Origin of the sequence: Modestobacter altitudinis, from assembly GCF_005930475.1 — a bacterium.
Lineage (GTDB): Bacteria > Actinomycetota > Actinomycetes > Mycobacteriales > Geodermatophilaceae > Modestobacter > Modestobacter altitudinis.
Window position 1 is genome coordinate 1 of record NZ_SJEW01000089.1, and the last position, 18,979, is coordinate 18,979.

General features: G+C 75.1%; 23 protein-coding genes. 15 read left to right on the forward strand and 8 right to left on the reverse strand.

What is annotated here, in order from left to right; all coding sequences use genetic code 11:
• The first annotated feature begins 39 nt into the window (after positions 1-39).
• The 5 genes from FHL79_RS22335 to FHL79_RS22355 all read left to right on the forward strand — a co-directional run bounded on the left by FHL79_RS22335 (position 40) and on the right by FHL79_RS22355 (position 3,657).
• A complete protein-coding gene (locus FHL79_RS22335) occupies positions 40-603 on the forward strand; it encodes an RsiG family protein (RefSeq protein WP_138760758.1) in 564 nt (187 codons plus the stop codon).
• A gap of 83 nt (positions 604-686) precedes the next feature.
• Positions 687-1,664, forward strand: a complete 978-nt coding sequence (locus tag FHL79_RS22340; protein WP_138760759.1) for an asparaginase — start codon at positions 687-689, stop codon at positions 1,662-1,664.
• Between the two features lie 170 nt (positions 1,665-1,834).
• Positions 1,835-2,359, forward strand: a complete 525-nt coding sequence (locus FHL79_RS22345) for a helix-turn-helix domain-containing protein (RefSeq protein ID WP_138760760.1) — start codon at positions 1,835-1,837, stop codon at positions 2,357-2,359.
• Positions 2,356-3,228, forward strand: a complete 873-nt coding sequence (locus tag FHL79_RS22350) for a hypothetical protein (protein WP_138760761.1) — start codon at positions 2,356-2,358, stop codon at positions 3,226-3,228. Before FHL79_RS22345 ends, FHL79_RS22350 begins: the two co-directional genes overlap by 4 nt.
• 141 nt (positions 3,229-3,369) lie before the next feature.
• On the forward strand, positions 3,370-3,657 hold the full coding sequence (locus tag FHL79_RS22355) for a DUF2516 family protein (protein WP_138760762.1): 288 nt from the start codon (positions 3,370-3,372) through the stop codon (positions 3,655-3,657).
• A 30-nt stretch (positions 3,658-3,687) separates the two neighbouring features.
• Here FHL79_RS22355 and FHL79_RS22360 read toward each other — a convergent pair whose 3' ends face one another.
• Genes FHL79_RS22360 through FHL79_RS22370 form a run of 3 tightly spaced genes read right to left on the reverse strand, consistent with a single transcriptional unit; the run spans position 3,688 to position 5,628 of the window.
• Entirely contained in the window at positions 3,688-3,891 is a 204-nt protein-coding gene (locus FHL79_RS22360; protein WP_138735519.1) for a PspC domain-containing protein, read from the reverse strand.
• 16 nt (positions 3,892-3,907) lie between these two features.
• Entirely contained in the window at positions 3,908-4,768 is an 861-nt protein-coding gene (locus FHL79_RS22365; protein ID WP_138760763.1) for a spermidine synthase, read from the reverse strand.
• Positions 4,765-5,628 carry a class I SAM-dependent methyltransferase gene (locus FHL79_RS22370; protein WP_138760764.1) on the reverse strand — a complete coding sequence of 288 codons (864 nt, stop codon included), beginning with the start codon at positions 5,626-5,628 and terminating at the stop codon, positions 4,765-4,767. Before FHL79_RS22370 ends, FHL79_RS22365 begins: the two co-directional genes overlap by 4 nt.
• A 40-nt stretch (positions 5,629-5,668) precedes the next feature.
• Between FHL79_RS22370 and FHL79_RS22375 the strand changes: the two genes are divergently transcribed.
• Both FHL79_RS22375 and FHL79_RS22380 read left to right on the forward strand, forming a co-directional pair.
• Positions 5,669-6,703 (forward strand): UDP-N-acetylmuramate dehydrogenase, encoded by a 1,035-nt coding sequence (locus FHL79_RS22375; protein ID WP_138760765.1) that lies wholly within the window; start codon positions 5,669-5,671, stop codon positions 6,701-6,703.
• Positions 6,700-6,981: a hypothetical protein gene (locus FHL79_RS22380; RefSeq protein WP_138760766.1), complete on the forward strand. Its 282-nt coding sequence runs from the start codon at positions 6,700-6,702 to the stop codon at positions 6,979-6,981. Before FHL79_RS22375 ends, FHL79_RS22380 begins: the two co-directional genes overlap by 4 nt.
• A gap of 6 nt (positions 6,982-6,987) precedes the next feature.
• Here the strand turns inward: FHL79_RS22380 and FHL79_RS22385 are convergent, their stop codons facing one another.
• Positions 6,988-7,770 carry an SDR family oxidoreductase gene (locus tag FHL79_RS22385; protein ID WP_138760767.1) on the reverse strand — a complete coding sequence of 261 codons (783 nt, stop codon included), beginning with the start codon at positions 7,768-7,770 and terminating at the stop codon, positions 6,988-6,990.
• Positions 7,771-7,855: 85 nt separating this feature from the next.
• Between FHL79_RS22385 and mshA the strand changes: the two genes are divergently transcribed.
• The 4 genes from mshA to FHL79_RS22405 all read left to right on the forward strand — a co-directional run bounded on the left by mshA (position 7,856) and on the right by FHL79_RS22405 (position 12,195).
• Entirely contained in the window at positions 7,856-9,223 is a 1,368-nt protein-coding gene (gene mshA, locus FHL79_RS22390) for a D-inositol-3-phosphate glycosyltransferase (RefSeq protein ID WP_246081126.1), read from the forward strand.
• Positions 9,220-9,735, forward strand: coding sequence for a type III secretion system chaperone family protein (locus FHL79_RS22395; protein WP_138760768.1), 516 nt, complete (start codon positions 9,220-9,222; stop codon positions 9,733-9,735). Before mshA ends, FHL79_RS22395 begins: the two co-directional genes overlap by 4 nt.
• Complete coding sequence (locus FHL79_RS22400; protein WP_138760769.1) at positions 9,732-11,294, forward strand: MFS transporter; 1,563 nt, start codon at positions 9,732-9,734, stop codon at positions 11,292-11,294. The genes FHL79_RS22395 and FHL79_RS22400 overlap by 4 nt, the downstream gene beginning before the upstream one ends.
• Positions 11,295-11,442: 148 nt before the next feature.
• Positions 11,443-12,195 (forward strand): phosphoglyceromutase, encoded by a 753-nt coding sequence (locus FHL79_RS22405; RefSeq protein WP_138760770.1) that lies wholly within the window; start codon positions 11,443-11,445, stop codon positions 12,193-12,195.
• 187 nt (positions 12,196-12,382) lie between these two features.
• Here FHL79_RS22405 and phoU read toward each other — a convergent pair whose 3' ends face one another.
• Positions 12,383-13,024: a phosphate signaling complex protein PhoU gene (gene phoU / locus FHL79_RS22410; RefSeq protein WP_246081129.1), complete on the reverse strand. Its 642-nt coding sequence runs from the start codon at positions 13,022-13,024 to the stop codon at positions 12,383-12,385.
• Between the two features lie 236 nt (positions 13,025-13,260).
• Between phoU and FHL79_RS22415 the strand changes: the two genes are divergently transcribed.
• Together FHL79_RS22415 and FHL79_RS22420 are read left to right on the forward strand one after the other, a co-directional pair.
• Positions 13,261-14,541: a sensor histidine kinase gene (locus FHL79_RS22415; RefSeq protein ID WP_138760771.1), complete on the forward strand. Its 1,281-nt coding sequence runs from the start codon at positions 13,261-13,263 to the stop codon at positions 14,539-14,541.
• The gene (locus FHL79_RS22420; protein WP_138760772.1) at positions 14,538-15,218 is read left to right on the forward strand and encodes a winged helix-turn-helix domain-containing protein; all 681 of its coding nucleotides are present in this window, start codon (positions 14,538-14,540) and stop codon (positions 15,216-15,218) included. Before FHL79_RS22415 ends, FHL79_RS22420 begins: the two co-directional genes overlap by 4 nt.
• 185 nt (positions 15,219-15,403) lie before the next feature.
• Here FHL79_RS22420 and FHL79_RS22425 read toward each other — a convergent pair whose 3' ends face one another.
• Entirely contained in the window at positions 15,404-15,625 is a 222-nt protein-coding gene (locus FHL79_RS22425) for a DUF3072 domain-containing protein (RefSeq protein WP_138760773.1), read from the reverse strand.
• 10 nt (positions 15,626-15,635) lie between these two features.
• Entirely contained in the window at positions 15,636-15,902 is a 267-nt protein-coding gene (locus tag FHL79_RS22430) for a hypothetical protein (protein ID WP_138760774.1), read from the reverse strand.
• Between the two features lie 81 nt (positions 15,903-15,983).
• On the opposite strand from FHL79_RS22430, the gene FHL79_RS22435 reads away from it, so the two are divergent.
• Complete coding sequence (locus FHL79_RS22435) at positions 15,984-17,057, forward strand: helix-turn-helix domain-containing protein (RefSeq protein ID WP_138760775.1); 1,074 nt, start codon at positions 15,984-15,986, stop codon at positions 17,055-17,057.
• Here the strand turns inward: FHL79_RS22435 and FHL79_RS22440 are convergent.
• Positions 16,953-17,792 carry a DUF3109 family protein gene (locus tag FHL79_RS22440; RefSeq protein WP_138760776.1) on the reverse strand — a complete coding sequence of 280 codons (840 nt, stop codon included), beginning with the start codon at positions 17,790-17,792 and terminating at the stop codon, positions 16,953-16,955. The genes FHL79_RS22435 and FHL79_RS22440 overlap by 105 nt on opposite strands.
• Before the next feature lie 66 nt (positions 17,793-17,858).
• Between FHL79_RS22440 and FHL79_RS22445 the strand changes: the two genes are divergently transcribed.
• Positions 17,859-18,803, forward strand: a complete 945-nt coding sequence (locus FHL79_RS22445; RefSeq protein ID WP_138760777.1) for a Ppx/GppA family phosphatase — start codon at positions 17,859-17,861, stop codon at positions 18,801-18,803.
• Positions 18,804-18,979: the final 176 nt, after the last annotated feature.

An 18,979-nucleotide genomic window follows, 5' to 3' on the forward strand; every position in this document is an offset into this window, starting at 1 on the left:
ACCTCTCCCCGCCCAGCCCACCACCGTGGAGGTCCCGCGATGACTGCTCCCACCCCTGCCGCCGGCGGCGCCGGCGTCGACGAGCTGCTCGACCCGTCGTTCCTCGACGGCGTCGAGGACCTGTCGATGGCCGACGTCCGGGCGCTGCGGCACCGGGCCGAGCAGGAGGAGGTCAACCTCTCCTACACCCGGCGGCTGCTGCAGGGCCGGCTGGACATCGTCCGGCGCGAGCTGCAGCGCCGCGCCGAGCACGACGGGCGCTCGCTGGTCGACCTGCTGCCGGAGATCCTGTCCGAGAAGGGCCGCGGGCCGGCCCACGGGCTGGGCCGGCACCAGACGGTGCAGCCCACCTCGCCCGAGCAGTTCGAGACCTGGGTGAACGGGCTGACCCCGGGGGTCGACCTCTCCGACGTGCCGGCGCTGCCCGACGACGGGCTGGAGCAGGCCGCCCGGGCACTGGGCGCGGGGGAGCGCAGCCTGTCCGAACGGCGGCGCGGGGTCCAGCAGGTGATGGACACCGTCGCCGGCGAGCTCGCCCGCCGCTACCGCGACGGCCTGGCCGACGTGGCCCAGCTGCTCGCCGACGAGTCGCGCCACGGCTGAAGGACCCCGTTGCCCCCCACTGCTCGCAAGCTCGCAGCGGGCCCCTGCAACGGGGCCGTTCCAGTACGTCGCCGGGAGAGCAGATGAGTGCGTGGCCGGAGAACCCGGTCCTGGTCGAGGTGTGGCGGGGTGGGCTGGGCGCTGACGTGCTCGAGTCGGTGCACCGGGGGGCGCTCGTCGTCCTCGGGGCCGACGGCAGCCCGCTGCTGGAGGCCGGGGACGTCGACCGGCCGGTGCTGCCGCGGTCGTCGAACAAGCCGGTGCAGGCCACCGCGCTGCTCGCGGCCGGCTGGCGGCCGCGCGACGACCGTGAGCTGGCGATCGGCGCCGCCTCGCACAACGGCGAGGACGGGCACGTCGAGCTGGTCGCCGCGCTCCTGTCGGCGTCCGGTCTCGGGCCCGACGACCTCGGCTGCCCGCCGGCGCTGCCGCAGCACGAGGCGACCCGTGCCCGGTGGCTGGTCGCCGGTCGCGCACCGGACCGGCTGGCGATGAACTGCTCGGGCAAGCACGCCGCCATGCTGTCGGCCTGCGTGGCCGCCGGCTGGCCGACCGCCGGCTACCTGGACCGAGACCACCCGCTGCAGCAGGCCATCGAGGCCCGGCTGGGTGCGGCGTCCGGTGAGCCGGTCGCCGCAGTGGTCACCGACGGCTGCGGCGCACCGCAGCACGCGCTGTCCCTGACCGGGCTGGCGCGCGGTGTGCTGTCGCTGGTGCAGGCCCCGGCGGGGACGCCGGGGCGGCTCGTCGCCGACGCGATGCGGGCGCACCCGTGGCTGGTCGCCGGCACCGGGCGCGAGGACACCGACCTGATGGGCGCCGTCAGCGGCCTGCTGGTGAAGGGAGGGGCCGACGGCGTGCACGTCGCCGCCCTGCCCGGCGCCGGTGCGGTCGCGCTGAAGCTGGACGACGGCGGTGAGCGGGGGCGCACCCCGGCACTGGCGGCCGGCCTGCAGCGGCTGGGCGTGCCGGCCGAGGCACTGACCCGGTGGCTGACCACCGGGGTGTCCGGCGGCGAGGGCGTGGTCGGCGAGATCCGGGCGGCCGGCGTCCTGCACTGACGGACGGTCGGCTGCCGCCTGGCCTGTCGACCATGGGCATCTGATCGGCGACACGCCTGGACACGGCGCGGCGAGCGACGATCCCTCCATGATCAACGTCACACCGCGCAGGACCACGGGTGCTAGCGCTACTGCTTGCAACAGCTAGCACTTGGGGTTAGAGTGGTCCTGTGCAGCGACCCACGGAGTTCGTCCGGGAGCAGGTGACCGCGGTCCGCGAGAGCGTGGCCACGGCGGCCCAGACGGCCGCCGCCGGCGCCTCGACCGGGGCGTCCACCGTGGCGTCCTCGGTCCCCGCGGTCGGCTCCCAGGTCGGTGAGTTCATCCGCACCCAGCGCAGCGCCGCCCAGGTGTCGCTGCGCGAGCTCGCCCGGGCCGCCGGGGTCAGCAACCCCTACCTGTCGCAGGTCGAGCGCGGGCTGCGCAAGCCGTCCGCGGAGATCCTCGCGCAGATCGCCCGGGGGCTGAAGATCTCGGCCGAGACGCTGTACGAGCAGGCCGGCATCCTCGACCGTCGCTCCGGCACCGCCGGCACGGTCGCCGCCATCCGCGCCGACGAGGCGCTCTCCGAACGGCACAAGGCCGTCCTGCTGGAGCTCTACGAGACCTACGCCCGCGAGCACGCCGCCCAGGCCGCGCGCGAGCAGGGCACCACCCCGCACCCCACCCCCGAGTCCCAGGAGGAGACGGCATGAGCCGCACCGACACCCTGAAGTCCTACGGCGAGACCCTCGTCGACACCGGCCGCACCGGCCTGCTGGCCGCCATCGGCGCCGGCGACGTGGCCGTCGACGCCGCCGTGGACCGCGCCCGCGCCGTGTTCGGCACCGTGCGGACCCGCGCCGAGGCGCTGCCCGGCGAGGCGCAGGTCCAGGCGGACCTCGCTGCCAAGGAGGCCCGCACCCGCGCCGAGCAGGCCCGCGAGCGGGCGGCCCGCGCCGCTGCTGAGGCCCGCGCCCGGGCCGCCCAGGCCCGCAGCCAGGCCGAGGACGCCGCCACCCAGGCCCGCGCCGCGGTGACCAGCGCCGCCTCCACCGTCCGCCCGGAGACCGTGCGCGTCACCGTCAGCGGCCTGGTGGACAGCGCCCGCAACCAGGCGCTGGCCGCCATCACCGAGCTGGCCGGCCGGGGCGAGAAGGTCGTCGACGAGCTGCGCACCCAGCCCGTGTTCCGCAAGGTCGTGGCGCGCACCGAGCGGGCCGTCGACGCGGTCGAGGACACCCTCGAGGACGTGCTCGAGGAGACCGCCGAGACCGTCGGCAAGGCCTCCGACGAGGTGACCTCGGTCGCGCAGAAGGCCAAGGCGCGCACCGACAAGGCCGTCGACGAGGCGACCAAGGAGGCCCGCGAGGCCGCTGCCAGCACCAAGGCCGGCGTCCGCGCCGCCGCGGAGCCGGAGACCACCACCGTCCCGGTCGAGGGCGTCAGCGTGCCGGTCCCGGCCAAGACCCGGGCCGCCGCCCGGAAGACGGCCCCGAAGGCCCCCGCCAAGAGGGCGACCGCGACCACGAAGCCGGTCCCGGACCCGACCGCCGTCCCGGCGAAGAGCACCCCCGCCCGCTGACGCCGAGCGGACGCACACAGCGCCCCGGTACCCGCTCCTGCGGGTGCCGGGGCGCTGTCGTCGCACCCGCCGGGGGCGGGGCGAGGGGTGTCCGGTGCGTTCGCGAGCACCCGTGCCGGGGACGCGCCTATCCTCGACGGCATGGCTTCCTTCGACGGGCTCATCAACCTCGTCGTCTACTACGGCACCCTCGCGCTGACGGTGTGGGCCTTCGTGGACGCGGTGATCCGCCCTGCGGCCGCGTTCGTCGCCGCCGGGAAGCTCACCAAGCCCGGCTGGCTGGCGATCACCGGCATCGCGACGCTCATCCTGCTGTGGCAGGGCCCGCTCAGCTTCCTGGGCCTGCCCGCGGTCATCGCCGGCGTCGTCTACCTGGTCGACGTCCGGCCGGCGGTGCGCGGCCTGCGTCGGGGCAACACCAGCTGGTGAGCCGCCGCCCCCCGGGGGAGCGGCAGTCGGTCAGTACCGGTCGTCGGCCGGCATGACCACCCAGAGCACCAGGTAGGCGATGAACTGCGGGCCGGGCAGCACGCACGAGACGACGAAGGCCACGCGGAGCCCGGTCCGGGACAGCCCGAAGCGGCGCGCGAGGCCGGAGCAGACACCGGCGATCACCTGGTGGCGGGTGTCGCGGGTGAGCCGGCGGGACGCGGGAGCGGTCATGCCCCCGACCCTACGGTCAGTCGAAGATGCCTGCCGGAGGTCGTGGTGAGGGCTGCGCGTCCGCGTCGGTGACCGGCGACGCCTGCCCGACGAAGCGCACCAGCTCCTCGTCGCTGACCACCCGTGAGGGCATCGGGTCGCCCGCGCAGCGACGGGTCAGCCCGGCGATCGGCAGCTCGGCGGCCGACGCCACCGCGACGGTGTTGCCGAAGCGGCGGCCGCGCAGCGTCCCCGGCTCGGCCAGCAGCGCCACGTGCGCGAAGACCGTGCGCAGGGTCGCCGCCTCGGCCCGCACGAAGCGCAGCGGCGGACCGTCGGAGACGTTCCAGGCGGTGACCCCGCCGGGGCGGAGCACCCGGGCCACGTCGGTGGCGAACTCGACGGTGGTCAGGTGGGCCGGCGTCCGGGCGCCGGCGAAGACGTCGACCAGGACGACGTCCGCGCTGGCATCGGGATGGGCCGCGAGCCCCGCCCGCGCGTCCGCGGCGCGGACCCGGACGCGGGCGTTGCGGGGGAGCGGCAGCTCGCGGCGCACCAGGTCGGTGAGCGCCTCGTCCACCTCGACCACGCGCTGGCGCGAGCCGGGCCGGGTGACGGCGACGTAGCGGGCCAGGGTGAGCGCGCCCCCGCCGAGGTGGACGACGTCCAGCGGCCGGCCCGGCTCGGCGGCCAGGTCCAGCACGTGCCCCATCCGGCGGACGTACTCGAACTCCAGGTGCGTGGGGTCGGCCAGGTCGACGTGCGACTGGGGGACGCCGTCGAGCTGCAGCTCCCACGAGCCGTCGCGGTCGGCGTCGGCCAGCAGCTCCGCCGTCCCCCCGGCGACCTCGGTCCGCCCGGGCAGCCCGGTCAGCGGGGCGCGGTCCCGCCGGCTCACCGGGCCGTCGTCCCCGGGAGCACCGGCGCGACCGCCGACCAGCGGACGCTCACCTCGCCGTGCTTCCACCGCCGGGTCGGGGCGACCAGCGGCCAGCCGTCGGCGGCGAGCGCCTCGCAGGCCGCCGCCCAGCGCTGGCGCGGGCCGAACGTCGACAGCCCCGCCGCGGCCGCCCAGGCGGCGTCGAAGGCGGTCAGGAAGGCGTGCACCGGCTGGCCCGGGACGTTGTGGTGGATCAGCGCCTTCGGCAGCCGCTCGGCCAGGTCGGAGGGCCGCTCCAGGTCCGACACCCGGGCGGCCAGGGTGAGCGTGAGCGGCCCGTCCTCGTCCAGCGCCACCCAGGTGGCCCGACGTCCCCACTCGTCGCAGGTGCCCTCCACCACCAGCCCACCGGGGGCCAGGGCGCCGCGCATGGTGTCCCAGGCCCGCGCGGCGGACTCCTCGTCGTACTGGCGCAGCACGTTGAACGCCCGCACGAGGACCGGGCGCAGGCCGGCGAGCTCGAAGCCGCCGAGCCGGAAGTCCACCCGGGGCGGGTCGCGGTGCTCGGCCACCGCCGCCACCCGGGCGGGGTCGATCTCCAGCCCGACCACCTCCAGGCCGTCGATCTCCGGGGCGAGCCGGTCGACCAGCTCCAGTGTGGTGACCGCCGACGCGCCGTACCCCAGGTCGACCACGAGCGGCCGGGCGGCGTCCCGCAGCCGGGCGACCTGGGTGCTGACCAGCCAGCGGTCGACCCGGCGCAGCCGGTTGGCGTTCGTGGTGCCGCGGGTGGGCAGGCCGAGCGCCCGGGCGCGGCCGGCGGCGAGCCGCGGCGTGCGGGTCGCGGGCAGCGACGCACGTCGGGTGTGGTCGCTCACGGTGAGCGAGGGTAGTCGCGAGGCCGATTACCGTGGTCTCGTGCAGGAACGCCGAGACGCCCTACTGGCGGACCTGACCACCCTGGCGGTGGGTGGCCCGATCGACCGGCTGCTGGAGGTCACCGCGCGGCAGGAGCTGGTCAGCGTCGTGCGCGAGGCCGACGACGCCGGTCGCCCGCTGCTGGTGCTGGGCGGCGGGTCGAACGTCGTCGCGCCCGACAGCGGCTGGCCGGGGGACGTGGTCCTGGTGCGCACCCGGGGTGTCGCGCGCCGGGACACGCCCGAGGGGGTCGAGCTCGAGGTCGAGTCCGGCGAGCCGTGGGACGACCTGGTGGCGTTCACCGTCGAGCACGGGCTGGCCGGCATGGAGGCGCTCTCCGGCATCCCCGGGTCGACCGGCGCGACGCCGGTGCAGAACGTCGGCGCCTACGGCCAGGAGGTGTCGGCGCTGATCACCGCCGTGCGCGTCTGGGACCGGGCGGCCGGCACCGAGCGGGTGTTCGGCCCGGCGGAGCTCGGGTTCTCCTACCGGGACAGCCGGCTCAAGTCCCAGCCGGGCGCGTACGTCGTGCTCGCGGTGACCTTCCGGCTGCGGGCCTCGACGCAGTCGAGCCCGGTGAGCTACGCGGAGCTCGCCCGGACCCTCGGCGTCGAGCTGGGGGAGACCGCCCCGCTGGCCGAGGTCCGCGCCGCGGTGCTCACCCTGCGCCGCGGCAAGGGCATGGTCTGGGACCCGGCCGACCCTGACTCGCGCTCCGCCGGCTCGTTCTTCACCAACCCAGTCGTCCCGGTCGCGGCGGCCGTCGAGGGCTGCCCGTCGTGGCCGGCGGGCATCGGGGCCGACGGCGCCGCCCAGGTCAAGCTGAGCGCGGCCTGGCTGGTGCAGCACGCCGGCTTCGGGCGCGGCACCCGGGTCGGCCGGGTGGGGACGTCGTCGCGGCACAGCCTGGCGCTGACCACCGAGCCCGGCGCCACGGCCACCGAGCTGATGGCCTTCGCCCAGCAGGTGGTCGCCGCCGTCCGCGCCCAGTTCGGGGTCACGCTGGTGCCCGAGCCCACCGCGGTGCGCCCGTGAGCCTGCGACCGGACGAGTCCCTGCAGCTCGGCGCCCTCTACGACGCGCTGCGGACGCCCGCCCCGATGCCGGCCGACCCGACGCAGCTCGGTGGCTGGATGGCCCGGGTGGAGGCGGACGCCGCACTGACCGGGTTGATCTCCCGGGTGCTCCACTCCGGCAGCGCCACCGCGGCCGAGGTGCAGGACGCGCAGGCGCTGTTCGACCGGAGCGGCACCTCGGCCGACCCCGGCCGGGTCACCCGGGCCTACGAGCTCCTGCTCCGCGACGCCGAGTAGGCCCGGTCAGTCGTCCCGGGCGACCTTGTGCTGAGCGGCCTGCGCGCGCGGGCGGACGACGAGCAGGTCGACGTTCACGTGGTGCGGCCGGGTGACCGCCCAGGCGATGCAGTCGGCGACGTCCTCGGCGACGAGCGGCTCGCGCACCCCGCGGTAGACCGCGTCGGTCCGCTCCTGCGACCGGGTGCGGTTGAGCGTGAACTCCTCGGTCTTGACCATCCCGGGGGCGATCTCCACCACCCGCACCGGGTCGTACACCAGCTCCAGGCGCAGCGTCTCGGCCAGCGTGTGCACCCCGTGCTTGGCCGCGGTGTAGGACGCCCCGCCCTCGTAGCTCGTCAGCCCCGCGGTCGAGCCGACGAACACGAGGTCGCCGGCGCCGGAGGTGCGCAGGGCGGGCAGCAGCGCCCGGGTCATCGCCACCGAGCCCAGCACGTTGACCTCGAAGGCCCGCTGCCAGGAGTCGAGGTCCGCCTCGGCCACCGGCGCGGCGTCGAACGCGCCGCCGGCGTTGTTGACCAGCACGTCCACGCGGTCCAGACCGGCGGCGAAGGCGTCGACCGCTGTGGCGTCGGTCACGTCCAGCTGTACCGCCCGGCCGCCGACCCGCTCGGCGAGCGCGGTCAGCCGGTCCAGCCGGCGGGCGGCCAGGACGACGTCGAAACCCTCCTCGGCCAGCCGTTCAGCGGTCGCGGCACCGATCCCGCTGGAGGCGCCGGTGACGACGGCGACACGGCCCTGACCGGGGAACGCGGCGCGGGAGGACGACGGGGAGGCAGGGCTGGACATGTGTCCATCCTGGCGTTGTAGGACACTGAGCAGTCGACAGGGGTGTCCCGACCGGGCGCTCGACAGCCCGAGCGGGAGGAGCAGCGTGCCCTCGCGTCGTCATCCCCGGCAGCCCACGCCGTGGCGGGCCGGGCCGGCGCCCACCCCGATCGCCCTCCCGCGGCGGGTCGCCACCCTCTCGGTGCACACCAGCCCGCTGGAGCAGCCCGGTGCCGGCGACGCCGGGGGCATGAACGTCTACGTGGTCGAGGTGTCCCGCCGGCTGGCCGCCCGCGGCATCGCCGTCGACGTCTTCACCCGGGCGACCTCCAGCGAGCAGCCGCCGGTGGTGGAGATGGCCCCCGGTGTCACCGTGCGGCACGTCAGCGCCGGCCCCTTCGAGGGTCTGGGCAAGAACGAGCTGCCCGCGCAGATGTGCGCCTTCACCGCCGCGGTGCTGCGCGAGGAGGCCCAGCACGAGCCCGGCCACTTCGACGTCGTCCACTCCCACTACTGGCTGTCCGGCCAGGTCGGCTGGCTGGCCCGGGACCGCTGGGGCGTGCCGCTGGTGCACTCCGCGCACACCCTGGCCAAGGTGAAGAACGCCGCGCTCGCCGAGGGGGACGAGCCCGAGCCGCGCGCCCGGGTGATCGGCGAGGAGCAGGTGGTCGCCGAGGCCGACCGGCTGGTCGCCAACACCGCCGAGGAGGCCCGGCAGCTCGTCGACTTCTACGGCGCCGACCCCCGCCGCACGCTGGTCGTCCCGCCCGGCGTCGACCTGCAGGTCTTCCGCCCCGGCGACCAGCAGCAGGCCCGGCAGCGGATCGGTGTGCCGGCCGACGCCGTCGTCCTGCTCTTCGTCGGCCGGATCCAGCCGCTCAAGGCGCCGGACATGCTGCTGCACGCGGCGGCCCGGATGCTCGCCGACGACCCGGCCCTGCGCGCGCGGCTGCAGGTGCTCGTCGTCGGTGCGCCCAGCGGGTCCGGGCTCGCCGAGCCGCAGCGGCTGCAGGAGCTGGCCGTCGCCCTGGGCGTGACGGACGTGGTCCGGTTCCTGCCTCCGCAGCGGCCCGAGCAGCTGGCCGACCACTACCGGGCGGCCGACGTCACCGTCGTGCCCAGCCACAACGAGTCCTTCGGTCTGGTGGCCCTCGAGGCGCAGGCCTGCGGCACACCGGTGGTCGCCGCCGCCGTCGGCGGGCTGTGCACCGCGGTGGCCGACGGCGTCTCCGGGCTGCTGGTCCCCGGCCGGGACCCGGCGGACTACGCCGCCGCGATCCGCCGGGTGATGGTCCGCCGCCAGTTGCTGGGCGCCGGTGCCCGACGGCACGCCACCGCGTTCAGCTGGGACCGGACCACCGACTCGCTGGTCGACGGCTACGCCGCGGCCATGGCCGAGATGCGGGCCGCCCGTCCGGTCCTCCGGCCCGCCGCGGAGTTCCGGCGCAGCGCGGTGCGGCTGCTCGGCCGATGAGCGAGCGCCCCGTCGCCGACCTCGACGCCGTGATCGAGGAGACGCTGCGCGCCGCCGAGCTGGAGTACGAGCACCCCGGGCTGGGCCGCTTCGTGGTGACCCTGCCCGGGATCAAGAAGCTCAGGACGCTGGTCGGGCTGACCGTCGGCGACCACGGGTTCCGGGTCGAGGCGTTCGTCTGCCGGCAGCCGGACGAGAACCGCGAGCAGCTGTGGGCCTGGCTGCTGCAGCACAACGCCCGGATGTACGGCGTGAGCTACTCCATCGACACCGTCGGGGACGTCTACCTGACCGGCCGGCTGCCGCACGCGGCGGTCACGGCCGAGGAGATCGACCGGCTGCTCGGCTCGGTGCTGACCTACGCCGACGAGCACTTCAACACCATGCTGGAGATCGGGTTCGGCAGCTCCATCCGCCGGGAGTGGGAGTGGCGGGTCAAGCGCGGGGAGTCGCTGCGCAACCTCGAGGCCTTCGCCGCGTTCGCCGATCCCGCGCGGCGGCCCCAGGAGTGAGCACCACCCGGCACCCGGCGTCGGCGACGGAGGAGCTCCCCGAGGGCTACGCGCGGCGGTGGTGGGTGCTGGCCACCATGATCGTCTGCCTGCTGATGGTGATCATGGGCAACACGATCCTCAACGTCGCGCTGCCCACGCTGCAGCGGGAGCTCGCGGCCACCCAGGGCGAGCTGCAGTGGGCGATCGACTCCTACATCCTGGTGTTCGCCGGGCTGCTGTTCAGCTGGGGTGTGGTCGGCGACCGGATCGGCCGGCGCAAGGTGCTGCTGGCGGGGCTGACCATCTTCTCCCTCGGCTCCGTGCTGGCTGCCTTCAGCGGCTCGGCCCTCGAGCTCATCGCCTGGCGGGCGCTGATGGGGGTCGGCGGCGCGGCGGTGCAGCCGGCCACGCTGGCGGTCATCACCAACGTCTTCCCGGCGGGCGAGCGCGGGCGGGCCATCGGCATCTGGGCCGGCGCGGCGGGCATCGCCGTCGCCGGTGGGCCGCTGGCCGGCGGCCTGGTGCTCGAGCACTTCTGGTGGGGCGCGGTGTTCCTGCTCGGCGTCCCGGTCGCCGCCCTCGGCGCCGCCGGGATCCTGCTGGTCGTCCCGGAGTCCAAGGACCCCTCGCCGGGCCGGCTGGACCTGCCCGGCGTCCTGCTGTCGATCGCCGCCCTGGCCGGGCTGGTGTACGGCATCATCCGCGGCGGCGGAGGCGCCGGCTGGACGACGCCCGGCGTCCTGGGCCCGCTCACCGGCGGGCTCGCGCTGCTGGCGGTCTTCGTCTGGTGGCAGCGGCGCACCACCCACCCCGCGCTGGACGTCACGCTGTTCAGGAACCCGGCCTTCTCCGCCTCGGCGGGGGCGCTGGCGCTGAACTTCTTCGCGCTCCAGGGCGCCACCTTCTACCTGGTCTTCTACCTGCAGGGCGTGCGCGGCTACTCGCCGCTGCAGAGCGGTGCGGCGCTCATCCCGGTGGCGGTGGGGATGGCCGTCATGGCGCCGCAGAGCTCCCGGCTGGCGGCCCGCTGGGGCCCGAAGCTGGTGGTGGCGTCGGGCTTCCTGCTGGTGGCGGCGTCCTTCGCCGGCATCCAGCTGCTCGACCAGTCCGCCCCGCTGTGGCTCGTGCTGGTCGACCTGGCGGTGCAGGGCTGCGGGATGGGCCTGGTGCTGGCCCCGGCCACCGAGGCGATCATGGCGGTGGTCCCGCGGGAGAAGGCGGGCGCCGGCGCCGCGGTCAACAACTCCGTCCGCCAGGTCGGTGGCGCCCTCGGGGTGGCCATCCTCGGCTCGGTGATGGCCTCGGCGTACGCGACCCGGCTCGGCGACGCCGTGGACGGGCTGCCCGCCGCCGCGCGGGACGACGCCCGCGAGTCGATCGTCGCGACCCTCGGCGCGGTCCAGCAGGTCCAGGGCGGGGACGTCGAGGCGGCCCGGTCCGCAGCGGCCGTCGTCGACCCCGCCCGGGAGGCCTTCGTCGGCGCCATGCACCTCACCGCACTGGGCACCGTGGCCGCCGCCCTCGTCGCGACGACGGTGGTGCTGATCTGGATGCCGGGGCGGCTGCCGCACCGCTGAGCGACCGCCTGCGGGCGTTCCCTGAGGTGCTCACCGCGACGGTCGAGCTCTGCTCCGCAGGTGGAGCAGAACTCGACCGTGCGCAGCGGCACCCGGGGTCGCCGACCTGCCCGGCAGCGGGGTACCGGCGGTGCGGCAGGATGGGTGCGTGACCTCAGGCACCCTCATCCTGCTCCGCCACGGCGAGAGCGAGTGGAACAAGGCCAACCTCTTCACCGGCTGGGTCGACGTGCCGCTGTCGGAGAAGGGCCGCGCCGAGGCGGCCCGCGGGGGCGAGCTGCTGGCCGAGCAGGACCTGCTCCCCGACGTGCTGCACACCTCGCTGCTCAAGCGGGCGATCACGACCGCCGAGCTGGCGCTGGCCACGGCGGACCGGCAGTGGATCCCGGTGCGCCGGTCCTGGCGGCTCAACGAGCGGCACTACGGCGCCCTGCAGGGCAAGGACAAGGCGCAGACGCTCGCCGAGTACGGCGAGGAGCAGTTCATGACCTGGCGGCGCAGCTACGCGACCCCGCCACCGCCGATCGAGGCCGGCAGCGAGTTCAGCCAGGACGCCGACCCGCGCTACGCCTTCCTGCCGCCGGAGTCCCGCCCGGCCACCGAGTGCCTGGCCGACGTCGTCGTCCGGATGCTGCCGTACTGGTACGACGCGATCGTCCCGGACCTGCGGGCCGGCCGGAACGTGCTGGTCGCCGCGCACGGCAACAGCCTGCGCGCCCTGGTGAAGCACCTGGACGGCATGGGTGACGACGAGGTGGTGGGGCTGAACATCCCGACCGGCGTCCCGCTCCGCTACGACCTGGACGCCGACCTGCGCCCGACCCAGCCCGGCGGCCAGTACCTCGACCCCGCCGCCGCAGCAGCCGCCATCGAGGCGGTCAAGAACCAGGGCAAGAAATGAAGGGCCCCGTCCTCCTCACCCCTCGCACGCTCGAGGCGAGCCTCTGGACGGGGCCATAGGGCGGTCGAGAGACCGCTGTGGTCTGGCATCGTGGGGCCGGAGGCTCCCGATGTCAGGCCACGAAGCGGCTCAGCGCAGCCGAGGTGGGGCTCCTGGCGGCGGTGCGATCCGAAGGACCGCCGTGAGCTCAGCGCTCGCCGGTCACCAGGTAGACGACCCGGCGGGCGACGCTGACCGCGTGGTCGGCGAAGCGCTCGTAGTAGCGGCCGAGCAGGGTGACGTCGATGGCGGCCTCGATGCCGTGGCCCCACGTCGGCAGCAGGAGCTCGCGGAACAGCTGCTTGTGCAGCTGGTCCATCAGGTCGTCCTCGGCCTCCAGCTCGACCGCCGCCTCGATGTCCCGCTTGGCGATGATCGTGCCGGCCTTGGTCACCAGGCTCTCGGCGATGTGGCCGGCCTCGAGGAAGATCGGCCGGACCTCCTGCGGCACCGCGTGCTCGGGGAAGCGCATCCGCGCCACCTTGGCGATGTGCTCGGCCAGGTCGCCCATCCGCTCCAGGTCGCTGACGATCCGCATGGCCGTGGTGATGGCGCGCAGGTCGGTGGCGACCGGCTGCTGCCGGGCCAGCAGGGTGAAGCAGCGCTCCTCGATGCTCTCCCGCACCGCGTCGATGCGCTCGTCCCCTGCGATGACCAGGTCGGCCAGTGCGACGTCGGCGTCCAGCAGCGCGGTGGTGGCCGTGCTCATGGCCGACCCCACCGAGTTCGACATCTCCACGAGGCAGGCGTTGATGTCGTCCAGCTCTTCGCGGTAGCTCTCGCGCAACACGGTTCCTCCTCTGTCGCGCCGCCGGTCAGGCTGCCCGGCCGACGCCCTGCTGCGCGTGGACGTCTCTGCTCGACGACCCCGGCACGTGTCGGCCACCAGCCTAGAGACCGGCGACCGCGCCGAAGGGGGCTGCCAGGTGAACGACGGGGCACCCGGCAGTGAACAGTTCCGACCCGAGCGGGTGAGCAGCGCCTGAGTGGCTGGTCAGCCGCGCCCGTCGCTCTAGCATCGTTGGTGTGGAACCACTGCTCGCCCTGTTGGCGGGCCTCGTGATCGGCTTGATGCTGGCGCTGACGGTGGTCCGCACCCGGATGCGGCCCGTCGACGAGGGGGGCGCCGCGAGAGGTGCGGACCTGCTGGTGGACCGGGTCGACAGCGACGCCGCGCTCAGCCGCCGGCTCGTCGACCTGATGGACCCCGCCGTCGTCCTGCTCGGCCCGGACGACGCCGTGGTGCTGGCCAACCCCTCGGCCCGGGCGCTGGGCATCCTGCGCGGTGACCGGCTGGTCGTCCCCGGGTTGGTCGAGGTGGCCCGCAGGGTGCAGGTCACCGGCAGCCAGCGGGCCGACGTGGCGCTGCCCGGCGCCGTGGTGGGCACTGGTCCGCGGATGGTGGGCGTGCACGGGATCCGGCTGGGCAGCGGCCCGGTCGTGGTGCCCGGCCCGGTCGCGCTGGTCCTCACCGACGTCACCGAGGCCCGCCGGGTCGAGGCGGTGCGCCGCGACTTCGTCGCCAACGTCGGGCACGAGCTGAAGACCCCGGTCGGCGCGCTGGCGCTGCTGGCCGAGGCCGTCCAGGGCGCGGCCGACGACCCGGAGACGGTGCAGCGCTTCGCCGCCCGCATGCAGCACGAGGCCGACCGGCTGGCCCGGCTGGTGCGCGAGCTGATCGACCTGTCCCGGCTGCAGGGCGCCGAGCCGCTGCCGGCGCTGGTGCCGGTCGCCGTCGGCACCGTGGTGGCCGAGGCCGTCGACCGGACGAGGGCCGCGGCTGCCGCCAAGGACATCCAGCTGGCCGTCGCCGCCCAGCCTGGGCTGGTCGTGCGCGGCGTGGAGGCCCAGCTGTCCACCGCGCTGACCAACCTGCTGGCCAACGCCGTCGCCTACAGCCCGCCGGGGACGACGATCGCCGTCGGCGCCCGCGCGCGCTCCGGGTTCGCCGAGATCGCGGTGACGGACTCGGGGATCGGCATCCCGCGCTCGGACCGGTCGCGGGTCTTCGAGCGCTTCTACCGGGTCGACCAGTCCCGGGCCAGCGCCACCGGCGGCACCGGCCTCGGGCTGGCGATCGTCAAGCACGTCGCGAGCAACCACGGCGGCGCGGTGACGGTGTGGAGCGAGGAGGGCCTCGGTTCCACCTTCACCCTGCGCATCCCGCTGGGCGCCGACGCAGACCAGCCGGCGGACGACGCCGGCCCCGAACGGCCGCCGGTGCCCCCGCTGCACGGCCGGCCGGCCACAGACGAGGGCCCCGTCGGGGCCTCGCAGGAGAACGACCTGGAGAGAGGACGGTCATGACCCGAGTGCTCGTGGTGGAGGACGAGGAGTCCTTCTCCGATGCGCTGTCCTACATGCTGCGCCGGGAGGGCTACGACACCGTCGTGGCCGCCTCCGGCACGGACGCGCTCGCCGAGTTCGACCGGGCCGGGGCCGACATCGTGCTGCTGGACCTCATGCTGCCGGGGCTGTCGGGCACCGAGGTGTGCCGGGCGCTGCGCAGCAAGAGCTCCGTGCCGATCATCATGCTGACCGCCAAGGACACCGAGATCGACAAGGTCGTCGGGCTGGAGCTGGGCGCCGACGACTACGTCACCAAGCCCTACTCCGCCCGCGAGCTGGTCGCCCGGATGCGGGCGGTGCTGCGCCGTGGCATCGAGCCCGAGGTGTCCGCCGAGGCGGCGCTGGCCGCGGGGCCGGTGCGGCTGGACGTCGACCGGCACGTGGTCGCGGTCGACGGTCAGCCGGTGGCGCTGCCGCTGAAGGAGTTCGACCTGCTCGAGCTGCTGCTGCGGAACGCGGGCCGGGTGCTCACCCGCGGGCAGCTCATCGACCGGGTCTGGGGTGCGGACTACGTCGGCGACACCAAGACCCTCGACGTCCACGTCAAGCGGCTGCGCGCCAAGCTCGAGCCGGACCCGGCCAACCCCCGCTACCTGGTGACCGTCCGCGGCCTGGGGTACAAGTTCGAGGTGTGAGGGTGCACGTCGCGAGCTGTGCACATGGCGATCCTCCGGATCGCAACGCGGCCACCAGCCGGGTCACTCTGCGCTGAGCCGCTTCCTGTCGTGCCGGGGGAGGACCCTGCGGGCCCGCCGCCCGGCACGACCGCCTCCGGCGTCCGTACTCGTGGCCGGGCCGCCACGAGGGGTGGCGGTGTCGCTCAGTTTCCTCTACCGGTCTCTTCCTGAAGTTCGTCGATCTTGATCGAGGCGTCTGCCTTGGAGATGTCGTCGGGCACCTCTTCGCCGGCCTGGCGGGCGAGGGTGTGCAGGTAGCTCTTCTGCGCACCGGTGGCGGGCTCGCCGCCGGTCACCCAGTCCGAGGGGTCCTTCTCCGCGGAGGGGTCGCCGGCCTGGCCGCTGTTCACGTTGGCTTCGCTCATGTGTTCGAACCTACGCGGGGACGGCGACCTGTGCAGCTCGAACAGCCTGGTGGGCAGCGGCGACGGCGGCCTGGGCCGCGGCCCGGTCGGTCGCCCGGGTGGCGGTCCGGGTGCGGGCGGCCTCCCAGCGGCGGCCGGTGCGGTAGACGTGCAGCCCACCGCAGGCCGGGCAGTCGACGTGCAGGGCGAGGTGCGTCGGGTGGTTGGCGACCGATCGGATGCGCCGGTCAGCGACCAGCTCGTCGGTCCGGGTCACGGGGCAGGTGATCAGCAACATGGGACGAGCGTGCGCGGCGGTCACGTCCCCCACGAGTGGCAGGACTGACCGCGAACGCCACGTTCCTGCCATACTGTGGTCATGGACACATCCGGCCGTCCGCTCGTCGTCAGTGCCGTGGTCAGTGACGGCGTCGTGGGCAGTTTCGGCCTCGGCGTCACCACTGAGATCTTCGGCTACGACCGCACGGCCATGGGGCTGCCGCGGTTCGACTACGCGCTGGTCACCGAGGAGCCGGGCGTGGTCAGCACGGACACCGGCCTGCGGATGCTGGTCGACGCGGGGCTGGAGCGGCTGGCCGTCTCCGACATCGTCACGCTGACCGCCTGGGAGTTGTTCGAGCGGGTCCCCTCACCGGCCTTGGTCGACGCCGTGCGCGCCGCGCACGAGCGCGGGGCCATCATCGTCAGCCAGTGCACCGGCGCGTTCGTGCTCGCCCATGCCGGGCTGCTCGACGGGTGCCGGGCGACCACGCACTGGCGTTACGCCGGCGAGCTGGCCGCCCGTTTCCCGGCGGTGCAGGTCGATCCCGCGGTGCTCTACGTCGACTGCGGCCGGGTGCTCACCGGCGCCGGGACGGCGGCCGGCGTCGACACGCTGCTGCACCTGGTGCGCCGGGAGTGGGGGGCGGCCGCGGCCAACGCGCTGGCGCGCGACATGGTCGTGCCCCCGCACCGCGACGGCGGGCAGGCGCAGTTCATCGACAGCCCGGTCGCCCGCTGCGAGGACGACCTGCTCGGCGTCGTCCTGGAGTGGGCGCGGGCGCACCTCGCCGAGGAGATCAGCGTGGAGTCGCTGGCCCGTCGGGCGCTGATGAGCCCGCGCAGCTTCGCCCGCCGGTTCAAGGCCACCACCGGGACGACGCCGCACGCGTGGCTGCTCGGCCAGCGACTGGCCGCCGCCGAGGGGCTGCTGGAGGACAGCGACGCCCCGGTGGAGGAGATCGCCCGGCTGGTCGGCTTCGGCACCGCGGCCGGGCTGCGCGAGCAGTTCACCCGGCGGCGCGGGGTCTCCCCGCGCGCCTACCGGCAGACCTTCCGGGCGGCCGCCTCAGTCGGGGCGGCGCCGCTGCAGCTGCACCGGCACCGGCCGGGGGCTGGCGGGGTGCGGGGCGATGAGACCGGCGTCGAGGCGGGCCTCGGTCAGCCGGCGTAGCTCGGCGTAGGCGGCCGGGCCGAGCAGGGCGGTCAGCTCCGGCCCGTACGTGACCACCAGCGGCTCGCTCGCGACGTGCGCGGTCGGCGAGCCGGTGCACCACCAGTGCAGGTCGTGCCCGCCCGGCCCCCAGCCGCGGCGGTCGAACTCGCCGATGCTGGAGACCAGCACCCGGGTGTCGTCGGGCCGATCGACCCACTCCTGCTCGCGGCGCACCGGGAGCTGCCAGCAGACGTCGGGCTTGGTCTCCAGCGGGTGCCGGCCCTGCCGCAGCGCCATGGCGTGCAGCGCGCAGCCGGCTCCGCCGGGGTGCCCCGGCCGGTTGAGGAAAAGGCACGCACCCTCGACCACCCGGGTGCGCAGCGCCTCCTCGCCGACCTCGCCGTCCGCCGGTTCGGTGAGGGTGTCCGCCTCGGTCCAGTCCGCGCGGTCCACCGCCGTGCCCGGGTGGCGCTGCCAGTCCAGCGGGGTCAGCTCGGTGACGGCCGCCTCGACCCGGTCGAGGTCGTCGGTGTCGGTGAGGAAGGCGCCGTGGTTGCAGCAGCCGTCCTCGGCCCGCCCCTCGACCACGCCGGCACAGCCGCGGCCGAAGACGCACGTCCAGGCGCTCGTCAGCCAGGTGAGGTCGGCCCGCACCCGATGGTCGGGGTCGGCCGGGTCGGTGAACTCGATCCACTCGCGCGGGAAGTCCAGCTCCACCTCGGGCGGGGTGCCGGCTGGGGTGCTCGGTTCCACCGGCGCAGCGTAGGCGCAGCGTAGGCGCTGCGACACGCTGAGCCGCCAGACGGCAGACTCTCCTGCATGCGACTCGGGGTGCTGGACGTCGGCTCGAACACGGTTCACCTGGTGGTGGTGGACGCGCACCGCGGCGCGCACCCGACGCCGATGCACGACGACCGCTGGGTGCTGAAGCTGGCCGAGCACGTGGGCAAGGACGGCAAGCTGTCCAAGGCGGGGGAGAAGGCGCTGCTCAACGCGGTGCAGCAGGCCAAGCGTCAGGCCGCCGACCGGCGGTGCGACGAGCTGTTGGCGTTCGTCACCTCGGCGATCCGCGAGGCCGACAACGGGGCGGCGGTGCTCCGCCGGGTCCGCGAGCAGACCGGCGTCGACCTGCAGGTGCTCACCGGCGAGGACGAGGCCCGGCTGACCTTCCTGGCGGTGCGCCGCTGGTTCGGCTGGAGCGCCGGGCGGGTGCTGGTGATGGACATCGGCGGCGGTTCGCTGGAGCTGGCTGCCGGGGTCGACGAGGACCCCGAGGTGGCGCTCTCGGTGCCGCTGGGTGCCGGGCGGATGACCCGGCAGTTCCTCCCGGAGGCCGAGACCGGGGGGCGCCCGGACCTGCGGGCGCTGACGCGGCTGGACGAGTACGCCGAGGAGCTGCTCGCGCCCGCGGGCAAGGAGCTGCGGGGCGTGGGCGACCCGGAGTTCGCGGTGGCGACGTCGAAGACCTTCCGGACGCTCGCCCGGCTGGCCGGCGCCGCGCCCTACGCCGCCGGGCTGACGGTCCCGCGGGAGCTGACCGTCACCGGGCTGACCCAGGTGATCGGCTTCGTGTCCCGGATCGAGTCCTCGGCGCTGGCCGAGCTCGAGGGCGTGTCGGCGCAACGCGCGCACCAGGTCCCGGCCGGCGCCGTCGTGGCGCGGGCTGCGATGCGTGCGGTGGACGTACCGTTCGTCCGGATCTGTCCCTGGGCGCTGCGGGAGGGGATCATCCTGCGCCGCCTGGACCAGCTGGAGGGAGCGTGATGTCGGAGCCGCCGAACTCGGGGGAGTACAGCGCCCGCTCGCTCGCCGAGATCCTGCGCGAGCACGGCCTCGAGACCGAGCTGGGCACCCGCCCCGGCCGGCGGCGCCGCACCTCCGACGACCCGGAGGTCACCGGACGGTCGCCCCGCGTCGAGCCGGCCCCGCGCCCCCAGGCC